We start from the raw sequence: 20,398 nt of genomic DNA on the forward strand, positions 1-20,398 counted from the left end.
ATGACCATGCAGACCGCCCATCAGATCGAACGCTGGATCGAGCGCTTTCCACTGGTCCGGAATTTCAGCGCGAGCCATCTCCAGATCGCGCGCGGCAACGTGCATTTCCCCGTGCTTGAGTCCGGCGCGATTGCCTACGAGCTCCAGGGTGCGTGTGCGAATTACCTCATGTGCATCGACGGGAGGACCCGGGTGTTCCGGATGTCCGAGACCGGCCGGGAGATGCTGATCTACAAGGTCGGCGCCGGCGGGACCTGTGTCCTCACCACCCAGTGCCTGCTGTCGGGCGGCGGCTTCCCGGCGCAGAGCGTCGCGGAGAGCCGGACGGAGCTTGCCGCATTACCGGCCGACACCTTCCGCCAACTGATGCGGGAGAGCGACGAGTTTCGGGACTTCGTCCTCGACGACTACACCAAGCTCCTGACCGCCGTGTTCGACCTCGTCGAGGAGGTGGCCTTCGCGCCGCTGGAACAACGGCTTGCGCGGCGGTTGTTGGTCGAGGCCGATGCCGGGGGGATCGTCTGGAAAACGCACCAACAACTGGCATCGGACGTCGGGAGCGTACGGGAGGTGATAAGCCGCCTCCTGGGGGAGTGGGCCGACGCCGGCCTGGTCGAGGTCCGTCGCGGGCAGGTGCAGGTCATCGACCGAGCGGCGTTGGCGGCGGGAAGGCCCGATTAGGCGGCTTCACCAGCTCCTCCCGGCAATGGATCGGTCAGCGACCATCATCCTCGCGGATCTTTCGGGCACGAGGCAGGAGGCGATCCTTGAGTTCGAGCATCTTCTGGACCTTCGACCCGAGGGTAAGGAGGTCGACCAACCGTTCGGTCTCCAGTCGCTGCATGTCGGCGTACCAACCGGTGAGGAGCTCCAACAGGTCATGCATCTCGCGCAGCCGCGCCTGGGCATGGACCTCCGCATCGGATTGCGGCACCTGCATCAGGGTCTCACGCAGCATCGTCAGCGTGGGATCGATCTCCCGCTTCTTGCGCTCCTCGACCAGGGTACGGACGATCTGCCAGATGTCCTCCGGCGTGGAGAAGTAGTCGCGACGGTCCCCGGGCACGTGCTGTAGCCGCACGAGCTTCCAGGCCTGCAACTCCTTCAGCCCCATGCTCACGTTGGAACGCGACAGGCCGAGCCGCGCGACGATCTCGTCGGCGTTGAGCGGGCGCTCGGCGACGAACAGCACGGCATAGATCTGCCCGACCGTGCGGTTGATGCCCCAGCGGGATCCCATCTCGCCGAAATGCAGGACGAAGGTCTGGACGAGGGGAGGAAGCTGCACGGAAGCTCCGCGTTCGATGATCGGAGAGGGGCGCTCAGCCGGCCTTGAGCCAGGTGCGCAGGACGAAGGCGACGACACCGAGCGCCAGCACGCTGCCGAGCCAGATCGCGGCGAGCCAGGCGAGGCGTCGCCAGAGCGGTCCCGGCTCGGTTGGGATCGGGGCCATCAGTGATAGCCGTCCGCGTCGACCTTCCCGCGAAACACCCAGTAGGCATAGCCGGTGTAGGTCAGGATGATCGGGATCAGCACCGAGGCGCCGACCAGGATGAAGACCTGGCTGGCATGGGGGGACGCCGCCTGCCAGATGGTGACGCGACCCGGCACGACGTCGGGGAAGATGCTGATCCCGAGGCCGACGAACGAGAGCAGGAACAGCCCGAGCGCGATCAGGAACGGCCAGCGGTCCCGGCCTCGCTTAAGGGTGCGATGGAGGAAAAAGGCCGCGATTCCGACGAGCAGCGGCACCTGCGTCGTCAGCAGGACGTTCGGCATCGCGAACCAGTTCTGCCAATACTTGCCTTCCAGGAACGGCGTCACGGCGCTGACCGCCGCGATGGCCAGCACCGTGGCGACGCCGAGGCGCAGCGACAGCGCGCGCGCGCGGTCGTGAAGTGGTCCCTCGGTGCGCATCACCAGCCATGTCGCGCCGAGCAGCGCGTAACCGCATACCAGCCCGATCCCCACCAGCACGCTGAATGGCGACAGCCAGTCCCACCAGCCGCCGGCATAGGCGCGGCCCTCGACCTTGATGCCCTGCAGCAGGGCCCCCAACGCGATGCCCTGAGCCAGGGTCGCGACGACGGAACCGCCGGTGAAGGCGATGTCCCATAGGGCGCGGTGACGTGGGTCGCGCCAGCGGAATTCGAAGGCTACGCCGCGGAAGACGAGGCCGAGGAGCATCGCGATGATCGGCGCGTAGAGCGCCGGCATGATGATGGCGTAGGCCAGAGGGAACACCGCGAACAGGCCGCCGCCGCCGAGGACGAGCCAGGTCTCGTTGCCGTCCCAGACGGGGGCGACGGAGTTCATCGCGGTGTCGCGCTCCGGACCCGGCCGGAAGGCGGGGAACAGGATGCCGATCCCGAGGTCGAAGCCGTCCATGACGATGTAGGCGAACACCGCGAACGCGATGATCAGGGCCCAGACGACGGTGAGGTCCACGTTCTCGAACATCGCGATGCCCTCACTCGGCCGGCTGCAGGGTACGGTCGGAACCGACCGAAGGCGCCGGGGTGATGCCGGCCGCCCGGATAGGCTTGCCGGGCTCTACGCCCTGCTCGCCGGGATGGGGGGCCTTCGCCATCAGCCGCAGGATGTAGAGGATGCCCATCGAGAACACCGCGAAGTAGATGACCACGAAGGCCGTGAGCGAGGCCGCGACCGCAGGGGCCGACAGCGGCGAGGCGGACTCGGTCGTCCGCAGCAGGCCGTAGACGGTGAAGGGCTGGCGCCCGACCTCGGTGGTGATCCAGCCGGCGACCACCGCGACGAAGCCCGCCGGACCCATCGCCAGGGCGAAGCGGTGCAACGGTGCCCACTCGTAGAGCCGACGCTTGTACCGGGCCACGAGGCTGACGACACCGAGCAGCAGCATCAACATGCCGAGCGCGATCATCACCCGGAACGACCAGAACACGACCGGTACCGGGGGCCAGTTCGTCCGCGGGATGGAGTCGAGTCCCTTCAGCGGCGCGTTCAGGTCATGCTTGAGGATCAGCGAGGACAGCTTCGGGATCGAGACCTGGTAGTCCATCCTCCCGGCTTCCTGGTTCGGCAGGCCGAACAGGATCAGCGGCGCCCCGTCGGGATGGCTCTCGTAATGGCCTTCCATCGCCATCACCTTGGCGGGCTGGTGCTCAAGGGTGTTGAGCCCGTGCGCGTCGCCGGCCAGGATCTGGAGGGGTGCGACGAGCGCCGCCATCCACATCGCCATCGAGAACATCGTCCGGGCGCCGATGTTGAAGCGGTCGCGCAGGAGGTGCCAGGCGCCGACGGCGCCGACAACGAGCGAGGTCGTGAGGTAGGCGGCGAGCACCATGTGGACGAGGCGATAGGGGAAGGACGGGTTGAAGATGATCGCCCACCAGTCCTCCGGCACGAACTGGCCGGCCGCGTTGACGCCGTAGCCCTGCGGCGTCTGCATCCACGAGTTCACCGACAGGATCCAGAAGGCGGAGAAGAAGGTCCCGAAGGCGACGGCCAGGGTGGCGACGAAGTGCAGGCGCGGCCCGACCTTTCGCATGCCGAACAGCATCACGCCGAGGAAGCCGGCCTCAAGGAAGAACGCGGAGAGCACTTCGTAGGCCATCAGCGGCCCGAGCACGGGCCCGGTCTTGTCAGAAAACACCGACCAGTTGGTGCCGAACTGGTAGGACATCACCAGTCCCGAGACGACCCCCATCGCGAAGGCGATGGCGAAGATCTTGATCCAGTATTTGAACAGATCCATGAAGACCTGCCGACCGGTCGCGAGCCACAGCCCTTCGAGGACCGCGAGGAAGCTTGCGAGGCCAATCGAGAAGACCGGGAAGATGATGTGGAAGGCGACCGTGAACCCGAATTGCGCGCGGGCCAGCACGAGAGCGTCGATGTTGGACAGCATGGAGGAACTCCGGGCGCGCCTTGATTTCGGGACTTATCGCATTTTCAGGAATTCCTGAAAAGTGCGACATGAGAGCGGTCGTTGCCGGGATCGGGGCGGACCGGGGAGCTGATGGGGGTCGTCGACGTGTACGGCGGTCAAGGTCGCGAAAGCTCTCTGGGCCGATAAGGCCACGACCCGGGCGGCAGCCGTCCTCAGGGGTGGACGTAGGAAAAGCCCATCCCCTGCAGTCGGACGATCTCCGCCACCCCGCTCGGGACGATGTCGGCCTCGGTCACCCCGTGCAGCTCGTGCCAATCGATCTTCCGCTGCGTCAGGGTGTTCCTGCAGATGAGGAACCTGATCCCCTCCGCCTTGAGGTCGTCGATCCGTTGCGCGAGCATCGTGTCCTTGGCCGCCATCTGGAACAGGTCGACGCCGTCGCCGAAATCCACCACGCGGACCTGGATGTGGTCCTTGCCCACTGCCTCGACGTGGTTCTTGAGGTTTCCGAGGAGGTGCTTGAAGTAGGTCGCGTTGTCCGGTCTGCCGCCGTCGTTCTGGTAAACGACCTTCTGGTCGGAATAATACCCGGCGGGTACGTCGCCAGCCGCCATGGCGGGGATCGCCATCAGCGCGAGCAACGGGAGCAGCGTGGCGAACGTCCGGCGTCTCATGGGCGTCTTCTCCTGATGTTTTCGATGCGGCCAGGTTCAGGCGACGGCCTTCGGCTTGGCCATCCATTCCCGCCCCTTGAGCATCGCCTTCCAGTAGATCGGCGGCAGCATGCGCTCCTTGAGGAACCACGCCATCCTGCTCGGCTTCGTGCCGTCGATGAACCAGGACGGGAAGCTCGGCAGCAAGGCTCCGCCGTAGCCGAACTCGGCGAGCAGGATCTTGCCGCGTTCGACGGTGAGCGGACAGGAGCCGTATCCGTCATAGGCGACATGCGGGGTGCGGACGTAGCCTAGGTCGTGCAACAGGTTATGCGCGACGACCGGTGCCTGCTTGCGCGCGGCCGCGGCCGTCTTGGCGTTGGGAGCGCTGCAGGCGTCGCCGAGGGCGTAGACGTCCGGGAAACGGGTATGACGCAGGCTTGCCTGATCGACCTCCACCCAACCGTTGGCATCCGCCAGCGGTGAGGCCCTGACAAAGTCCGGTGCCCGCTGGGGCGGCGTCACGTGGATCATGTCGAAGGGCACTTCGACCGTCGATGGCGATCCATCCCCGGCCTTCGTCGCGAACCAGGCCCGCTTGGCCGACCCGTCGATGCGCGTCAGCGTATGCCCGAAATGGAGTCCGGCCCGATAGCGCTCGACGTATTCCATCAGTGCCGGCACGTACTCCTTCACGCCGAACAGGACGGGGCCGGCGTTGAAGAAATCGATCTCGATGTTCCCGAGCCGGCCCTCGCGGCGCCAATGGTCGGCGGAGAGGTAGAGGGCCTTCTGGGGCGCCCCAGCGCACTTGATCGGCATCGGCGGCTGCGTGAACACGGCCCGGCCCGAGCGCAGGCCCTGGACCAGCTCCCATGTATAGGGCGCGAGGTCGTACCGGTAGTTCGAGGTGACCCCGTTGCGCCCGAGGGTCTCGCCCAGTCCCTCGATGCCTCCCCAGTTGAGGGTCAGGCCGGACGCGACGATCAGGCGGTCGTAGGTGACGACCCGGCAGCCCTCCAGGATGACGGCCTTCCTCTCCGGCTCGAAGGCTGCCACCGCCGCCTTGATCCAGCGAACCCCGTCGGGGAAAAGCGAGGCCATCGTGCGCGCCGTCGTCGCCGGCTCGAAGACGCCGCCGCCGACCATGGTCCAGCCCGGCTGGTAGTAGTGCACATCGGCCGGCTCGATGATGGCGATGTCGAGGTCGGGCTTGCGCGACCTCAGGCTCGCTGCGACGGCGATGCCGCCGGCTCCGCCTCCGACGATCACCACGGTGTGGCTCGCCTCCGCGCCGTCGGTCGGGACGCGCCCCCCGGAGGCGATGCGCCGGGCGACGCCGTTCATGTCATAGCCCGCGGCCTTCGCCGTAGCGAGGATGGCGGACAGGGGGCGCCCGCGACGCCCCTCATCCAGGGACCAGAGCGTGGTGGATCGCGTGCCGGTACGGCAATAGGCGAGAACGGGTCCGGGCAGCGCCCGTAGCGCAACGCCGAAGGCCTCGGCGTCCGCATCGGTCACGGCTCCCGAGACCACCGGAAGGTAGCGCGCGTCGAGACCCGCCTCCGTCGCCGCCCGCTCGATCTCGGCGAAGCCCGGCTGGTCGGCACCCTCGCCGTCGGGGCGGTTGCAGATGATCGACCCGAACCCAAGCCGGGCGGCCTCGGAAAGGTCTGTCGGTCGTAGCTGCCCTGTCACCGACAGGCCCTGATCGATCCGCTTAACGTCCATGATCCGGCTCCTCGCCTCGTCTTCGATATATCATTATGTATATTTATATTCTTATCTCCAAAAAACACATATTGACTTTCGATACAAGGGGAAACACATTGATGTTCTGAGAAGATCCAGGACGCCTGAGACGGATGTCACTTCATGACTAGCGATATTGACGTGTCGGTGGTGGCCGAGCGACCGGGATGCCCGCCGCTCATCGGCGATACGGCACCGGCGTTCCGGGCCCGCACGACGATGGGTGAGCGCAGACTCGACGTGTATCGCGGCCGCTGGCTCGTGCTGTTCTCCCATCCGGCCGACTTCACGCCGGTCTGCACCAGCGAGTTCGTCGCGTTCGCCAAGGCCTATGAGCGCTTCCAGGGCCTCGACTGCGACCTCCTCGCCCTCTCGGTCGACAGCCTCTCGTCGCACCTCGCCTGGAAGCACAGCATCGAGCAGCGCTTCGGCGTGCGGGTGCCGTTCCCGATCATCGAGGACCCGGCCATGGGCATCGCCCGCGCCTACGGCATGCTGCCGGCCCGAGCGACGTCCAGCGCCACCGTGCGCACCACCTTCGTGATCGATCCGGAAGGGACCGTCCGCGCGACCCTCGCCTACCCGATGACCGTGGGACGCAGCGTCGAGGAGATCGTGCGCCTCGTCTCCGCCCTGCAGGCCACCGACGCGTCCGAGGTCTCGACGCCGGAGGGATGGCATCCGGGCGAGCCGGTGCTGGCGACGCCGCCCCTCACGTTCGACGAGATCGCCGCCCCCGCCCAGGACACGGGCCAGGGCGCCGATTGGTACTACCGCCTGGGGAGACTTTGACCATGACCGTCGCCAGCCAGCACCCCATCGTTAAGGGCTTCCACGAAAGGCGGACCGGCAGCATCCAATACGTCGTGGCCTGCCCGACGACGCGCCGATGCGCCATCGTCGATCCGGTCCTAGATTTCGACGAGAAGTCCGGTGCGACCGCGACGCGCTCTGCGGATGCGATCCTTGATCATGTGCGCGCCAACGGCCTGACGGTCGAGTGGATCCTCGATACCCATCCCCATGCGGACCACTTCTCCGGGGCCCCCTACCTGAAGGCGCGTACCGGGGCGCCCACCGCCATCGGCGAGCGGGTGGTCGACGTCCAGCACCTGTGGAAGGGGCTATACAACCTACCCTCCGCCTTTCCCGTCGACGGATCGCAGTGGGACCGGTTGTTCGCCAACGGGGAAACGTTCCGCGTCGGCGAGGTCGATGCGCGGGTGATGTTCTCGCCGGGCCACACGATGGCGTCGGTGAGCTACGTGATCGGCGACGCCGCCTTCGTTCACGATACGCTTTTCATGCCGGATTCCGGCACGGCGCGTTGCGATTTCCCCGGCGGCGATGCCGCCACGCTGTGGCGCTCGATCCAGGCGATCCTCGCCCTGCCGGACGAGACCCGGGTCTTCACCGGCCACGACTACGAGCCGAACGGCCGCATGGCGGCCTGGGAGAGCACCGTCTCCGAGCAGCGCGCCCACAACATCCACATGGTCGCGGCGAGGAGCGAGGCCGAGTTCGTCGACCTGCGGAACGCCCGCGACGCCGCCTTGCCGATGCCCAAGCTCATCCTGCACGCGCTCCAGGTCAACATCCGGGGCGGGCGCCTTCCGGAGCCCGAGGAGAATGGCCGGCGCTACCTCAAGGTCCCCCTCGATACCCTCGAAGGAGCCGCTTGGTGAGCATCGAGCCAACTAAGGCGCCGGACCTCTCCGAGGAGACGGCGACGATGGTCGCCGACCTTCTTAAGATGGTGGCGAACCCGAACCGCCTCCGCATCCTGTTCTTCCTGGCGAAGGGGGAGCACGCAGTATCCCAAATCGAGCATGAGCTCGGCATCCGCCAACCGACGCTCTCGCAGCAACTCGGCGCCCTGCGCGAGGCGGAGGTGGTCTCCACCCGGCGAGAGCACAAGGTGGTGTACTATCGACTGACAGACCCGCGCATGCTCGCGCTGCTGTCGGCCATGGACGACATCCTCGTCTCCTCGCGCCCGATCCGCCGTGTCCCGCCGCGAACCGTCGAGGCCCGTGCCCGCACGCTGGGCCAGGCGGCGGTGTTCGGACGGGTGGGGGACGAGGCATGAGCTTCGTCATCACCCCGCTTGGCGGGGGCGCCCTCATCGGCGCCTCGGCGGCCCTGCTGCTCCTCGCCAACGGACGAATCGCGGGCATCAGCGGCATCGCCGGCCGTCTCCTCGGTCGCTGGGACGGCGACGCCGCCTGGCGGATCGCGTTCCTCGTCGGATTGCTGCTCGGCCCGGTGCTGTACCGTGGCGTCGCCGGGCAATGGCCGGCGGCCCGCATCGACGCGCCGTGGCCGATGTTGATCCTCGGCGGCCTCCTCGTCGGCTACGGCACCCGACTCGGCTCCGGCTGCACCAGCGGCCACGGGGTCTGCGGCCTCGCTCGCCTGTCGCCCCGCTCCCTCGCCGCCGTGGCGACATTCATGGCGTTCGCGATGGCGACCGTGTTCCTGGTTCGGCACGGGGGCCTGTCCCGATGAACGCTTCCCGCATCGTGGCGGCGCTCGTCGCCGGGCTCCTGTTCGGATTTGGCCTCGCCCTGTCCGGCATGATGGACCCCGCCCGCGTGCTCGGTTTCCTCGACGTCGCCGGCGCCTTCGACCCGACCCTGGCGTTCGTGCTCACGGGCGCGGTGGCCCTCTCGGCGGTGGGCTACCGGCTGAGACGCGGAATGGCCCGTCCCCTCCTGGCGGGCCGGTTCGAGGTTCCCGCCGGCCGTCGCCTCGATCCGAAGCTCCTCGGTGGCGCTGCCTTGTTCGGCATCGGCTGGGGCCTCGTCGGCCTCTGCCCCGGACCCGCGCTTGCTGCCCTCGTTCTGGGGCTACCCGACGTGGCGATCTTCGTGGCCGCGATGCTCGGCGGAATGCTGCTTTACCGCCTGACCTCGATCCGCGGCTCCGGCTCGGCCTATGGAGCGACCATGTCATGACCGCGCTGCCTGCCCTCCTGTCCGGAGCCGGCGTCGGCTTCACTCTCGGTCTGATCGGGGGCGGCGGCTCGATCCTCGCCACCCCCCTTCTCCTCTACGTCGTCGGCATGTCCCAGCCCCACCTCGCCATCGGCACGGGGGCGCTGGCGGTCGCGGCCAACGCCACGCTGACGTTCGGTGGCCACGCCCGCGCCGGCAACGTGCGCTGGCGGTGCGCCATTGTCTTCGCCCTGGTGGGCGTCCTCGGGGCCCTGGTCGGCTCGACCCTCGGCAAGGCCGTGGACGGTCAGCGGCTGCTGTTCCTGTTCGCCATCCTGATGGTCGTCGTCGGCATCCATATGCTCCGCTCCGGGCGAAACGGCGGTCCAGCCCTGGAAAGCGCGCCGGCCGAGGGATGCGGGCCGATGCCGACGGCGAAGGTGCTCGCCGTGGCATTCACGGTGGGGATACTGTCGGGCTTCTTCGGGATCGGCGGCGGCTTCCTCATCGTGCCCGGCCTCGTCTTCGCGACGGGGATGCCGCTGATCAACGCGGTCGGCACCTCGCTTCTGGCGGTCGGCGCCTTCGGGCTGGCCACGGCGGCGAACTATGCGCTGTCCGGACTCGTGGACTGGATCGTGGCCGCCGAGTTCATCGCCGGTGGCCTCGCCGGTGGTTTCCTGGGCATGCGGCTGGCCTGCCGGCTGGCCGCTTACAAGGGGCTGCTGAACCGGATCTTCGCCGGGGTCATCTTCGTGGTGGCGGGATACATGCTCTATCGCAACGTCGGCGCCCTGACCCATCCGGCCCGATCGGCATCGGCACTTGCGCCCTGCCGCATGCTTGCGTCCCAACCTCTTCTTACGCAATCCATGAAACGGTTCAGGAAACGAGACGACCGCCAGGCATGAACTTCTGGCGTTCGCTACCGCTATCGGCCGACGTCTCGGCGGGGCCGCTGCAGCGGTAAGGACGTTGACGCCGATCCTGGCCCGAGCGGTCCCCACCGGGCGCCGCTAGGTTATTGCATCGCACCACACGGTTGATGTACGAGCGGGGTCATCCAACAGGACCCGGTGAAACCCCGGGTGGCTCTTCCGGCCGCCGATCCGCCGGACCACGCAATCGACGATGACCGTGTCGCGGACCTCCGAGGAGGCCGACCCATCGTCTTGCGCATCCCGCACCGGATCGACGACGCTTCGCGTGCGGGACGACGAAAGTCTCCCACCCATCATGAACCTCGCACATCTCCGGAGCGAATGGGCTCCGAACGTCACGCGTGAATTGCTGGCCGGCACGGTCGTCGCCCTGGCCCTGATCCCCGAGGCCATCGCCTTCTCGATCATCGCCGGCGTCGACCCCAAGGTCGGCCTCTACGCCTCCTTCTGCATCGCCGTGGTCACCGCCTTCGCCGGCGGGCGTCCGGCGATGATCTCCGCTGCCACCGGGGCCATGGCGCTACTCATGGTCGGCCTCGTGAAGGATCACGGAGTCGGCTACCTGTTCGCCGCCACCATCCTCACTGGGCTCCTTCAGATCATTGCCGGGGGCTTGCGCCTGGGCAATCTGATGCGGTTCGTATCGCGTTCGGTGGTCACCGGGTTCGTCAACGCGCTGGCGATCCTGATCTTCCTGGCGCAGATGCCGGAGCTCCTCGGTCAGGGCACCACGGTCTACGTCATGACCGCCATCGGCCTCGGCATCATCTACGGGCTGCCGTACCTGACCAAGGCGGTACCCTCGCCGTTGGTCACCATCGTCCTGCTCACCGCGGTCTCGATGTACCTAGGCCTCGGCATCCACAAGGTCGGCGACATGGGCGCGCTCCCAAGCGAGCTCCCTTGGGTGGCCCTGCCGCAGGTGCCGTTCACCCTCGACACCCTCCGGATCATCCTGCCGGTCTCGCTGACGCTGACCATGGTCGGGCTCCTGGAGAGCCTGATGACGGCGGCCATCATCGACGAGATGACCGACACGGGCTCGAACAAGAACCGCGAATGCGCCGGTCAGGGCGTGGCCAACATCGCCTCGGGCTTCCTCGGGGGCATGGCGGGATGCGCCATGATCGGCCAGTCCGTCATCAACGTCTCCTCGGGCGGGCGCGGACGGCTCTCGACCCTGTGGGCCGGCGCCTTCCTGCTGTTCCTGATCGTCGTGCTCGGTCCCTACGTGGCACGGATCCCGATGGCGGCACTCGTCGCGGTGATGATCATGGTGGCGATCAACACCTTCCAGTGGAAGTCGCTCGGGACGTTGGTGACCCATCCGAAGGCGTCGAGCTTCGTGATGCTCGGCACGGTCGCGGTGGTGGTCGCGACCCATGACCTCGCCAAGGGCGTCCTGTTAGGCGTGGTCCTCAGCGGGCTGTTCTTCGCCCACAAGGTCACCAAGTTCTTCGCCGTCCGGTCATCCCGTGGCGAGGGCGACGTGCGCACCTACCAGGTGACCGGACAGATCTTCTTCGCCACCGCGGAAGCCTTCCACGCCGCCTTTGACTTCCGCGAGGAAGCTCTGAAGGGCGTCGTGATCGACCTCTCGGCGGCGCACTTCTGGGACATCTCGGCCATCAATGCCCTCGACCGGGTCGTCCTCAAGCTCCGCCACCACGGGATCACGGTCGACGTCGTCGGCATGAACGAGGCGACGGCAACGATGGTCGAGCGCATCGGTACTCACGATAAACCTGGGGCGACCTTCGCCGTCGGGGGGCATTGATCTTGGGAAAGCTATTGTTGCATCGTTTTGATTCTTTGTGCGTATGACGCTTCATATAACCGGTTGCTGGCGAAATCCGCCGAAGCGTCAGGGGGGGCCTGGGTGCATGGTCCGACGGTCGGAGGAGAGGTCTAGGACCCGGTCGGATACCAGCCGATCACCCTACGCGAGGCGATGGTCGTGTCGGGCCCGAAGCCGTACATCCGGACCGATCCGGTTGGGATCTCCATGGCCTCGACCTGGCTCGGCCCAAGGCCTCCAGCACCATTACGAGGGTTCGCAACGCGTTGCCGTGACCGGCGACCAAGGTTTGAATGCGCGTCGCTACCGGTTGGATGGATTTGATTTAGAAGGGGACGATCCGGTCGATCGTATGCCTGAGGATTTCGCATTCGGGGAGAGGCCCATACGATCATTTATCGAGCTAAGAGCAAAGGGTTTCGCCCTTTAATATTATTTCATCGGACGTATCACGACATTAAAATCTTGGTCTATGATTAATACATACTCGGTCGGAACGTAAAATGCTCCGACTGTCGTATCAGAACAAGTCACCCTCACGGCGTATCCATTTCCACTCTTGCCCAGGAAGGTCGCGCTCGTTGCTATTGGGCAAGAGTATGTTTCAGATCTAATTAAAGTTCCAAAAGCTCGAAGTTGGTCTTTTGTCGCTGGATCATCCCCTGGCGGGTTATTTTCCGTCAGGAGAAAAGCACAGATTATTACCATATTTTGCATGAAGACGCTCATTACCCATGCCCTCGGTTCTGCTCTTCGCCTCCTATAGCGCCCCCTGCTTTCGCCGACGAAATACCGCTTGCGGTACATCCGTTGTCGAAGGTCGATTGGGCGGCACTCCACTGATCCTACCCAAACAGCAGGATGCGAAACAACGCCCGCTTACAGGCAGACATGGAAACGGACTGAGCCGACGCGTTGGGTCGCGACCCGTGCGTCCGCTCTACGACCGGGATGGGTGGAGAGCAGTCTGGCCGCTTTCGGCGGCGTGCTGTGCTAAGACAGACATAGGTGGCCCTGCCGACCGTGGAAGCACCGCGGTGCTACCGCGCGAACGGACTACGAGCCGAAGTCTGCCGGTCATCCAGGATGGCCAAGAGATGCGTAGGGCGAAGGAAACAGCCTGATCTGACGCGTGGCGAGCACGACCGCCGCTGGCAATGGATCGAAAACAATCTCGACCGCACTCGGACCTCCCCGGGATCAGATGTCGATCCGGGCGCCGATCTCGACGGCACGGTCGACCGGGATGCGGAAGTAGCGGGACGCGTCCGTGGCCGCACGGGCCATGGAGATGTAGAGCCTGTCCTGCCACACCGGCATGCCGGTCTCCGGCGAGGCCACCAGCACCCGCCGCGTCAGGAAGTACGACAGGTCGCCCTTGTCCAGGCCCGCGGCCGCAAGGGCGCGCGGAAGGTCGGGCAGTTCGGTGAACCCGAAGCGCACCGTCACGCAGGAGAAGGCGTCGGACAGCTTCCTCACGGCGACGCGCTCGGCGTCTGCCACGCGCGGCAGGTCCTCGGTGACCACGTGCAGGATATAATTGTTCGCGTGCATCACCCGGTTGTGCCTGACGTTGTGCATCAGGGCCCCTGGGGTATCGCCGGGCGTTCCCGTCAGGAACATGGCCGTTCCCGGCACCCGTTGGATCGAGCCGGTCTCCACCATCCGCGTGAACTCGGAGAGCGGCACGCGCCGACGGTGGATCTCCTCGGCGATCAGGGCCGAGCCGCGCCGCCAGGTCCACATCGCCGTGACCAGGGCGGCGCCGATGGTCAACGGCACCCAGCCCCCGTGCAGGATCTTGAGCGCGTTGGCCGAGAGGAACACCAACTCGATGAGTAGGAACGGCGCGATGACCGCGGCCGCGACCGCAGGCGACCAGCGCCAGACCTTCCAGGCGACGACGAACAGCAGGCAGGCGGTGATGACCATGTCGCCGGTGACCGCGATGCCGTAGGCGGCCGCCAAGCCGCTCGACGACTTGAACAGCACCACCACGAACACGACCGCGACGAGCAACCACCAGTTCACCCGAGGGATGTATATCTGCCCCTTCTCGGTCTCGGAGGTGCGCAGGACCCGCATGCGCGGCAGCAGGCCAAGTTGCATCGCCTGCTGGGTGATCGAGAAGGTGCCGGTGATCACCGCCTGGCTGGCGATGACCGTCGCCACGGTGGCGAGTAGCACCATCGGCAGCAGAGCCCAGGACGGATAGAGCAGGAAGAACGGGTTCTCGGCCCGCTCGGGGTGGGCGAGCAGCATGGCGCCCTGGCCGAGATAGTTCAGGGCGAGCGCCGGCAGCACCAGCCCGAACCAGGCCGCGCGGATCGGCGTGCGACCGAAGTGTCCCATGTCGGCGTAAAGCGCCTCCGCGCCGGTCACAGCGAGGAACACGGCACCGAGCGCCAGCAGGCCGGCCGTGCCGTGGCTCAGGATGAACGAGACGCCGTGGGCGGGGTTAAGCGCACCCAGAATGCTCGGGTCGTCGACGAGGTGGCCCAGGCCGCCCAGCGCCATGACGATGAACCAGAACGCCGTGAGGGGGCCGAAGAAGGTCGCCACCCGCGCCGTCCCGTGGCTCTGCAGGGCGAACAGCCCGATCAGGATGGCGAGGCTGATGGGCAGGACGTACGGGTCGGTGGCCGGGGTCACCAGCTTCAGCCCTTCGACCGCAGAGAGCACTGACATGGCCGGAGTGATGATGGCGTCGCCGAAGAACAGTGAGACGCCGACCATGCCCAGCACGATCACGAACCCGCCGGAATGGCCCAGCGCCCGCTGGGCGAGCGCCACGAGGGACGGCGTGCCGCCTTCGCCGTCGTTGTCGGCCCGCATCACCAGCAGCACGTACTTGAGCGTGACGATGAGGATGAGCGCCCAGAGGATCAGCGAGACGACGCCGAAGACCATCTCGCGGGTCGGCGCGTGCCCCCCTCCGGCGGTGGCGTGGAGGGACTCCTTCAGGGCGTAGAGCGGGCTGGTGCCGATGTCGCCGTAGACTACGCCGACCGAACCGAGCGTCAGCGCCCAGAACCCCGCCCTCGGGCCATGTCCCTCATCGGAGGGCAGCGGGGTCTCGGACTTCGCGAACTCGGTCCTGGCGATTGCGGGCATCCACTGGCTCCACGTCAGCGAACGCGGGAAGCTCGCAAGGCAAGCCTCCAACGGCCTGGGGCCGGGAACGTTCAGGTAACACGAAGACGAATGTCCCCGTTCAGGCAGGCCGTCGCGACGTATGTCTTGAGGACTGAGAAGTAGACGCCCGACCAGCCGGAGTTCGCGATGGCCAGCGCCAGGGCGGCGCTCGCCATCAGGATCAGGCCGCCTGAGGCCTCGCCCCGGAGGACGTTACGCAGGGCCGAGGTCGGGCGAAGGCGCCGCGGCATGGGCATAGATCTCCCGCGCTGGCGGCCCGACCAACGCTGAAGCCTGCCGGTCCGAAGGTCGGACCGCGCACCCATGGCCGGCTATCGCATTCGTTGGCCTATCCGGCAATCCGAAGCCCGGAGCGTCCCGGGACGGTTCATGTCATGCAGCCCGGCCCGCCGCACCGACGCCGACTTGGCTGACGCTCCAGTGCTCCAGGTGCTTGTAGACGATGACCTTGTTCGCGAGTTGGGCACCGTGCCGGCTGCAGAAGCCTTCGAGCTGCTCGCGGGTGCCGATCAGTTCGACGCACATGGTCAGCTCGGGGTTGAGCGACTCGGCGCCGTCGTCCTGGATCGGCCCATGGTTGCTGTAGCCGTGGTGGGACTGGTGGGCGACGGCGTTCATGAGGCCCTCCGCCTTGGCCTGGGCGACGAGCTCCCGATAGAGCGGCTTCGAGCCAGAGAACCACCGGCCCTTGCCGGCGCCGCCGCGCTCGCCCGGCTTCATGTAGATACGGATCATGCCGGTGTCGGCGGCGACGACGCGATGCGATGGGGTCATGACGTCTCCTCGGTGATGGGGCGCTCGGCCAACGGTGCGACGGTCGGCACCCGGCCCGTACGGGCCTGGCGCAGGGTCATGCCGTCCGGGATGTTGGCCGCCGCCGACTTCGGGACCGCGATGCGCTGCGACAGGTAGATGCCGTTGTGACCCGAGCAGAGGTAAGCCAGGAAGCACGCGACGGCGAGATAGACCCCGTGCGTCGCGCCGAAGAGCTCGATGCCCATCAGCGTGCAGGCGAGCGGCGTGTTGGCTGCGCCGGCGAAGACCGCGACGAACCCCAGCGCCGCGAACAGGTCCACCGGCGCGCCGAGCAGCCCGGCCAGGGCGTTGCCGAGCGCCGCGCCGATGAAGAACAGCGGCGTGACCTCGCCGCCCTTGAACCCGGCGCTGAGGGTCACGACCGTGAACAGGATCTTCAGGGCCCAGCTCCAGGGATGGATGTCCGGCCCGAAGAAGGTGTTGATGGTCATCCCGCCGGCGTCGGCGGCCGAGACGCCGAGCCCGAGGTAGTCCCGCGTACCAAAAGCGTAGACGAGGCCGATGACCGCGAGGCCGCCGATCACCGGGCGGAGCGGCCCGTACGGGACCAGGCGCTTCAGCCAACCACCGAGGAGGTGGTTGGCTTCCGCGAACAGCAACCCGACAAGGCCGAAAGCGACGCCGGCGAGCGCGACCTTGGCAAGGAGCAGCGGATCGACGGTCAGGGCCTTCGCGCCGCCGGCGAGGAAGTCCACGTGGTAGAAGCCGTGGTGGATGCCCCATGCCTGGCAGGTCCAGTCGCCGACCACCGCGGCGAGGAGGCAGGGCACCAGCGCGGCGTACTCGACGCGACCGACCGCGAGCACCTCCAGCGCGAACACCGCGCCGGCGATGGGCGTGCCGAAGACTGCGCCGAAGCCGGCGGCGATACCCGCCATCAGGAGGACCCGGACCCCGGCCGCATCGACCCCGAAGAGCTTGCCGAAGGCGCTGGCAAGGCTGCCTCCCATCTGGACGGCGGTACCCTCGCGCCCGGCCGACCCGCCGAACAGGTGCGTGACGATGGTGCCGAGGAAGATAAGCGGCGCCATCCGGAGCGGCACGCCGCCGTCCGGCTCGTGGATCTCCTCGACGATGAGGTTGTTGCCGCCTTCAACGCTCTTGCCGAACAGGTGGTAGAGCAAGCCGACGGCACAGCCCCCGAGCGGAAGCAGGAACAGGAACCAGGGATGGTCGAAGCGCGCCTGGGTGGCCGCGTCGAGGCTCCACAGGAAGGCCGCGCAGAGGGTGCCGACCGCCGCGGCCATCGGCACGAGGATGGCCGACCATCGCGCCACCGAAACGGCATGGGCGTGCCGCGTGCGGACGAACGCCGCGAGGTTCAGGCTGTCGAAGAGATTTTGGAAGGTCGCGCGCATGAGTCCCCCTTGTTGCGGCGCCGCAAAAGGTAGGAGTCATTAGCCCAGGGGGCGGTTTGGCCGAAAGGCCCGGCAGATTCCATTGCCGTGGACGGGAGATGCCTTCGCCTCGCCCGTTCGTCAAGATCCAACTCCCGCGCGCCCGGGCCCCATCCCGAGTGGGGATGGGGCCCGGGTCGTTCGAAAGCATCACGAAAGACGGTGGCTGGTCCAGGGCCCGGGGCATGTCTATGCCCTCCGCGGCCGAGGCCGGCGCGTTCGACGCCGGCCCGGGGCGGAGCGCATCCCATGACCCTTTCCTGGCTCGGAGCCGTCATCACCTTCCAGGTGACCTTCACCGAACTCTTCATCGCCGCGACGGTGATGATGGCCGGGGCGTACCGGTTCGGATGGCGCAGCGTCCTGGCGGGCTCCATCCTCGGCGGGCTGGCGGTGTCGATCCTCGCGGTCGTCCTGCGCAAGGCGGCCTACCTCCTGGCCCTGAACGTCCTGGATTGGATCTCGGCGGTCTTGCTGCTCGGGTTCGGCCTGTACCTGCTCTACGAGTTCATCGACGGGCTCTCGAAGCGCGATGCCGGCACGGCCCCCGGCTCGACGGACGCGAACTGGTCGCGGCCGATCAACGCCGCGGGCCTCGGCGTCGCCGCCTGGGCCCTGGTCGCCGAGGGGCTTGAGATCCTGGTGGTCTGGCTCGGCGTCTCGCTTCGGGAGGGCGCGGGAACGGCGACCCTCGGGGTCGGCATCGGGGTCGTGCTCGTGGCGACCTTGGCTTTCGCCCTCGGCGGCACCGGGATCTTCCGGAAGGTGCCGCCCTACGTCCTCGACGGGGTCGCGGCCCTCATGGTGACGGCCTACGGCGCCTATTTCCTCTCCCTTGCCGTGACCCGCGCGTGATCGGTCGACGAAGGGATTGACCCGGACGACGGATTAATCCACGTTGCCGGACGTGGGATGGGGATGAAGCTCCCCGATAACTGCCGGCCCCCTATGGGCCGGACGATAGCTTCTACCGAGCGCTTCGGCGCGGGTAGAGCTATGTGTTGACCCGCACCGTCACGCTCATGACCGCAACCGGATCGCCGCAAGGCGGCCCCTCATGAGCCGACCGATGACCCTGCCCGATCCAAGACCGTCCTGATGCCCGCCGTCGCCCACCAGGCGCGGTCCGGGCCTTTTCCCGTTCGCGCACGAAAAAAAAGGCGGAGCCATAAGGCTCCGCCGCGACCAGGACACATGCCTCCGAGCGGTCACAAGAATACATGTGCTTAGGTCTAGTCTGTCGCAGGAATAAGGATAGCCACTCGATAGTCTGAGTCAACGCAAAAAAGCGATGTCTCGGAATAATAAAGAGCGGCATCTTTATTTAAAAAACAGCACTATTTGCGCCCCTGATAAAGCCATGGCTTTTTCGGGCGACGTCGTATTGGTTAAATCAGCATCTGCATGATAATGACTGGATAATTCTGTCGCACTTAGAAAATGCTTATTGCGCTGATCTTATAATTCGATACTTCTACCGGCGCTCCACTTGGGCTCCCGGACGATGATCTTGGGGCTCGAGGGGAATGCAGCCCCGGTCCGGGGCCCGGCGCGGAAGCGCGCAGGGCCGACACGTCGCCGCCGACGGACCGGGATGCGGTGAGGAGACCCCTGGCGGACACAACGTCCGGGTTCGAACGCTCAAATGGAGGAACACCTATGAGGAAGATCGCCCTTGCGGCGTCCGTCGCCTACGCCGCGACGCTCCTGCCGGCCGCCATGCCGGCCATCGCGAACGAAAACCTGATGAAGCTGATGCAGGACCCCAACCAGTGGGCGTTCCCGGGCCTCGACTACACGAACCAGCGCTATTCGAAGCTCGACCAGATCAACAAGGACAACGTCAAGAACCTCCAGGTGGCCTGGACCTTCTCGACCGGCGTGCTGCGCGGCCATGAGGGCGCCCCGCTCGTCATCGGCAACATGATGTACGTCCACACCCCGTTCCCGAACATCGTCTACGCGCTCGACCTCGACCACGAGGCCAAGATCGTGTGGAAGTACGAGCCCAAGCAGGACCCGTCGGTGATCCCGGTGATGTGCTGCGACACGGTCAACCGCGGCCTGGCCTACGCCGACGGCGCCATCATCCTGCACCAGGCCGACACCACGGTCGTCTCGCTCGACGCCAAGTCCGGCAAGGTGAACTGGTCGGTCCAGAACGGCGATCCGAAGAAGGGCGAGACCAACACCGCCACCGTGCTGCCGGTGAAGGACAAGGTCATCGTCGGCATCTCGGGCGGCGAGTTCGGCGTACGCTGTCACGTGACCGCCTACGACCTCAAGTCCGGCAAGCGGGTCTGGCGCGCCTACTCCGTCGGCCCGGACGACGAGATGCTCGTCGACCCGGAGAAGACCACCTACCTCGGCAAGCCGGTGGGCAAGGATTCTTCGCTGAAGACCTGGGAAGGCGACCAGTGGAAGACCGGCGGCGGCTGCACCTGGGGCTGGTACTCGTACGACCCCAAGCTCGACCTGATGTACTACGGCTCGGGCAATCCCTCGACCTGGAACCCCAAGCAGCGTCCGGGCGACAACAAGTGGTCGATGACCATCTGGGCGCGTAACCCCGACACCGGGCAGGCCAAGTGGGTCTACCAGATGACCCCCCACGACGAGTGGGACTACGACGGCATCAACGAGATGATCCTCACCGACCAGAAGGTCGACGGCAAGGAGCGCCCGCTCCTGACCCACTTCGACCGCAACGGCTTCGGCTACACCCTGGACCGCGCCACCGGCGAACTCCTCGTCGCCGAGAAGTTCGATCCGGTCGTCAACTGGGCCTCCAAGGTCGACATGGACAAGGGCTCCAAGACCTACGGTCGCCCCCTCGTCCAGGCCAAGTTCTCCACCGAGCAGAACGGCGAGGACACCAACTCCAAGGGTATCTGCCCGGCCGCGTTGGGTTCGAAGGACCAGCAGCCCGCCGCCTACTCGCCGAAGACCAACCTGTTCTACGTGCCCACCAACCACGTCTGCATGGACTACGAGCCGTTCCGGGTGACCTACACCCCGGGCCAGCCCTACGTCGGTGCGACCCTGTCGATGTACCCCGCGCCGAACAGCCATGGCGG

19 protein-coding genes, 1 pseudogene, 2 riboswitches and 1 other annotated feature are annotated in these 20,398 nt (G+C 66.6%); of the genes and pseudogenes, 10 read left to right on the forward strand and 10 right to left on the reverse strand.

What is annotated here, in order from left to right:
- Positions 1 to 6: 6 nt before the first annotated feature.
- Positions 7 to 681: a Crp/Fnr family transcriptional regulator gene (locus MKK55_RS18330; protein ID WP_243936992.1), complete on the forward strand. Its 675-nt coding sequence runs from the start codon at positions 7 to 9 to the stop codon at positions 679 to 681.
- Positions 682 to 715: 34 nt separating this feature from the next.
- Here the strand turns inward: MKK55_RS18330 and MKK55_RS18335 are convergent, their stop codons facing one another.
- From MKK55_RS18335 to MKK55_RS18360, 6 genes are all read right to left on the reverse strand, one after another.
- Positions 716 to 1,288, reverse strand: a complete 573-nt coding sequence (locus MKK55_RS18335) for a GbsR/MarR family transcriptional regulator (protein ID WP_243936993.1) — start codon at positions 1,286 to 1,288, stop codon at positions 716 to 718.
- A 34-nt stretch (positions 1,289 to 1,322) separates the two neighbouring features.
- Positions 1,323 to 1,454: a DUF2474 domain-containing protein gene (locus MKK55_RS18340; RefSeq protein WP_238270136.1), complete on the reverse strand. Its 132-nt coding sequence runs from the start codon at positions 1,452 to 1,454 to the stop codon at positions 1,323 to 1,325.
- A complete protein-coding gene (gene cydB, locus MKK55_RS18345; RefSeq protein ID WP_243936994.1) occupies positions 1,454 to 2,461 on the reverse strand; it encodes a cytochrome d ubiquinol oxidase subunit II in 1,008 nt (335 codons plus the stop codon). Before cydB ends, MKK55_RS18340 begins: the two co-directional genes overlap by 1 nt.
- 10 nt (positions 2,462 to 2,471) lie before the next feature.
- On the reverse strand, positions 2,472 to 3,890 hold the full coding sequence (locus MKK55_RS18350) for a cytochrome ubiquinol oxidase subunit I (RefSeq protein ID WP_243936995.1): 1,419 nt from the start codon (positions 3,888 to 3,890) through the stop codon (positions 2,472 to 2,474).
- A gap of 194 nt (positions 3,891 to 4,084) precedes the next feature.
- Entirely contained in the window at positions 4,085 to 4,546 is a 462-nt protein-coding gene (locus MKK55_RS18355) for a DsrE family protein (RefSeq protein WP_409566085.1), read from the reverse strand.
- Between the two features lie 36 nt (positions 4,547 to 4,582).
- Entirely contained in the window at positions 4,583 to 6,256 is a 1,674-nt protein-coding gene (locus tag MKK55_RS18360; protein ID WP_243936996.1) for a bifunctional protein tyrosine phosphatase family protein/NAD(P)/FAD-dependent oxidoreductase, read from the reverse strand.
- Between the two features lie 144 nt (positions 6,257 to 6,400).
- On the opposite strand from MKK55_RS18360, the gene MKK55_RS18365 reads away from it, so the two are divergent.
- The 7 genes and pseudogenes from MKK55_RS18365 to MKK55_RS18395 all read left to right on the forward strand — a co-directional run bounded on the left by MKK55_RS18365 (position 6,401) and on the right by MKK55_RS18395 (position 11,931).
- Complete coding sequence (locus tag MKK55_RS18365) at positions 6,401 to 7,069, forward strand: peroxiredoxin (RefSeq protein ID WP_243936997.1); 669 nt, start codon at positions 6,401 to 6,403, stop codon at positions 7,067 to 7,069.
- Between the two features lie 2 nt (positions 7,070 to 7,071).
- Positions 7,072 to 7,962 (forward strand): MBL fold metallo-hydrolase, encoded by an 891-nt coding sequence (locus MKK55_RS18370; protein ID WP_243936998.1) that lies wholly within the window; start codon positions 7,072 to 7,074, stop codon positions 7,960 to 7,962.
- A gap of 47 nt (positions 7,963 to 8,009) precedes the next feature.
- Positions 8,010 to 8,249, forward strand: a pseudogene (locus MKK55_RS29365) (ArsR/SmtB family transcription factor); the annotation flags it as partial.
- Between the two features lie 113 nt (positions 8,250 to 8,362).
- The gene (locus MKK55_RS18380; RefSeq protein WP_243937002.1) at positions 8,363 to 8,785 is read left to right on the forward strand and encodes a YeeE/YedE family protein; all 423 of its coding nucleotides are present in this window, start codon (positions 8,363 to 8,365) and stop codon (positions 8,783 to 8,785) included.
- Positions 8,782 to 9,234, forward strand: a complete 453-nt coding sequence (locus tag MKK55_RS18385) for a DUF6691 family protein (protein ID WP_243937005.1) — start codon at positions 8,782 to 8,784, stop codon at positions 9,232 to 9,234. The genes MKK55_RS18380 and MKK55_RS18385 overlap by 4 nt, the downstream gene beginning before the upstream one ends.
- Positions 9,231 to 10,124, forward strand: coding sequence for a sulfite exporter TauE/SafE family protein (locus tag MKK55_RS18390; RefSeq protein WP_243937006.1), 894 nt, complete (start codon positions 9,231 to 9,233; stop codon positions 10,122 to 10,124). The genes MKK55_RS18385 and MKK55_RS18390 overlap by 4 nt, the downstream gene beginning before the upstream one ends.
- A gap of 155 nt (positions 10,125 to 10,279) precedes the next feature.
- Positions 10,280 to 10,335 (forward strand) — a sequence feature (sul1 is cis-regulatory element that is thought to sense ions involved in sulfur or methionine metabolism; They are found in Alphaproteobacteria).
- Between the two features lie 114 nt (positions 10,336 to 10,449).
- Complete coding sequence (locus MKK55_RS18395) at positions 10,450 to 11,931, forward strand: SulP family inorganic anion transporter (RefSeq protein ID WP_243937007.1); 1,482 nt, start codon at positions 10,450 to 10,452, stop codon at positions 11,929 to 11,931.
- A gap of 1,221 nt (positions 11,932 to 13,152) precedes the next feature.
- Here the strand turns inward: MKK55_RS18395 and MKK55_RS18400 are convergent.
- The 4 genes from MKK55_RS18400 to MKK55_RS18415 all read right to left on the reverse strand — a co-directional run bounded on the left by MKK55_RS18400 (position 13,153) and on the right by MKK55_RS18415 (position 17,282).
- On the reverse strand, positions 13,153 to 15,066 hold the full coding sequence (locus MKK55_RS18400; protein ID WP_147840824.1) for a potassium transporter Kup: 1,914 nt from the start codon (positions 15,064 to 15,066) through the stop codon (positions 13,153 to 13,155).
- A 71-nt stretch (positions 15,067 to 15,137) separates the two neighbouring features.
- Entirely contained in the window at positions 15,138 to 15,338 is a 201-nt protein-coding gene (locus MKK55_RS18405) for a Na+/H+ antiporter NhaA (protein ID WP_243924977.1), read from the reverse strand.
- A gap of 142 nt (positions 15,339 to 15,480) precedes the next feature.
- Positions 15,481 to 15,882, reverse strand: a complete 402-nt coding sequence (locus tag MKK55_RS18410; RefSeq protein WP_147762561.1) for a DUF190 domain-containing protein — start codon at positions 15,880 to 15,882, stop codon at positions 15,481 to 15,483.
- Complete coding sequence (locus MKK55_RS18415; RefSeq protein WP_147840825.1) at positions 15,879 to 17,282, reverse strand: voltage-gated chloride channel family protein; 1,404 nt, start codon at positions 17,280 to 17,282, stop codon at positions 15,879 to 15,881. Before MKK55_RS18415 ends, MKK55_RS18410 begins: the two co-directional genes overlap by 4 nt.
- A gap of 23 nt (positions 17,283 to 17,305) precedes the next feature.
- Positions 17,306 to 17,378, reverse strand: a riboswitch (Fluoride riboswitch).
- Positions 17,379 to 17,570: 192 nt separating this feature from the next.
- On the opposite strand from MKK55_RS18415, the gene MKK55_RS18420 reads away from it, so the two are divergent.
- Complete coding sequence (locus tag MKK55_RS18420; protein WP_147840826.1) at positions 17,571 to 18,176, forward strand: TMEM165/GDT1 family protein; 606 nt, start codon at positions 17,571 to 17,573, stop codon at positions 18,174 to 18,176.
- Between the two features lie 50 nt (positions 18,177 to 18,226).
- Positions 18,227 to 18,298, forward strand: a riboswitch (Fluoride riboswitch).
- A 682-nt stretch (positions 18,299 to 18,980) separates the two neighbouring features.
- Positions 18,981 to 20,398 (forward strand): PQQ-dependent dehydrogenase, methanol/ethanol family (locus MKK55_RS18425; protein ID WP_279593344.1); only part of this gene is annotated, 1,418 nt, incomplete at its 3' end.

The organism is Methylobacterium sp. J-059 (genome assembly GCF_022829485.1).
Taxonomy (GTDB): domain Bacteria; phylum Pseudomonadota; class Alphaproteobacteria; order Rhizobiales; family Beijerinckiaceae; genus Methylobacterium.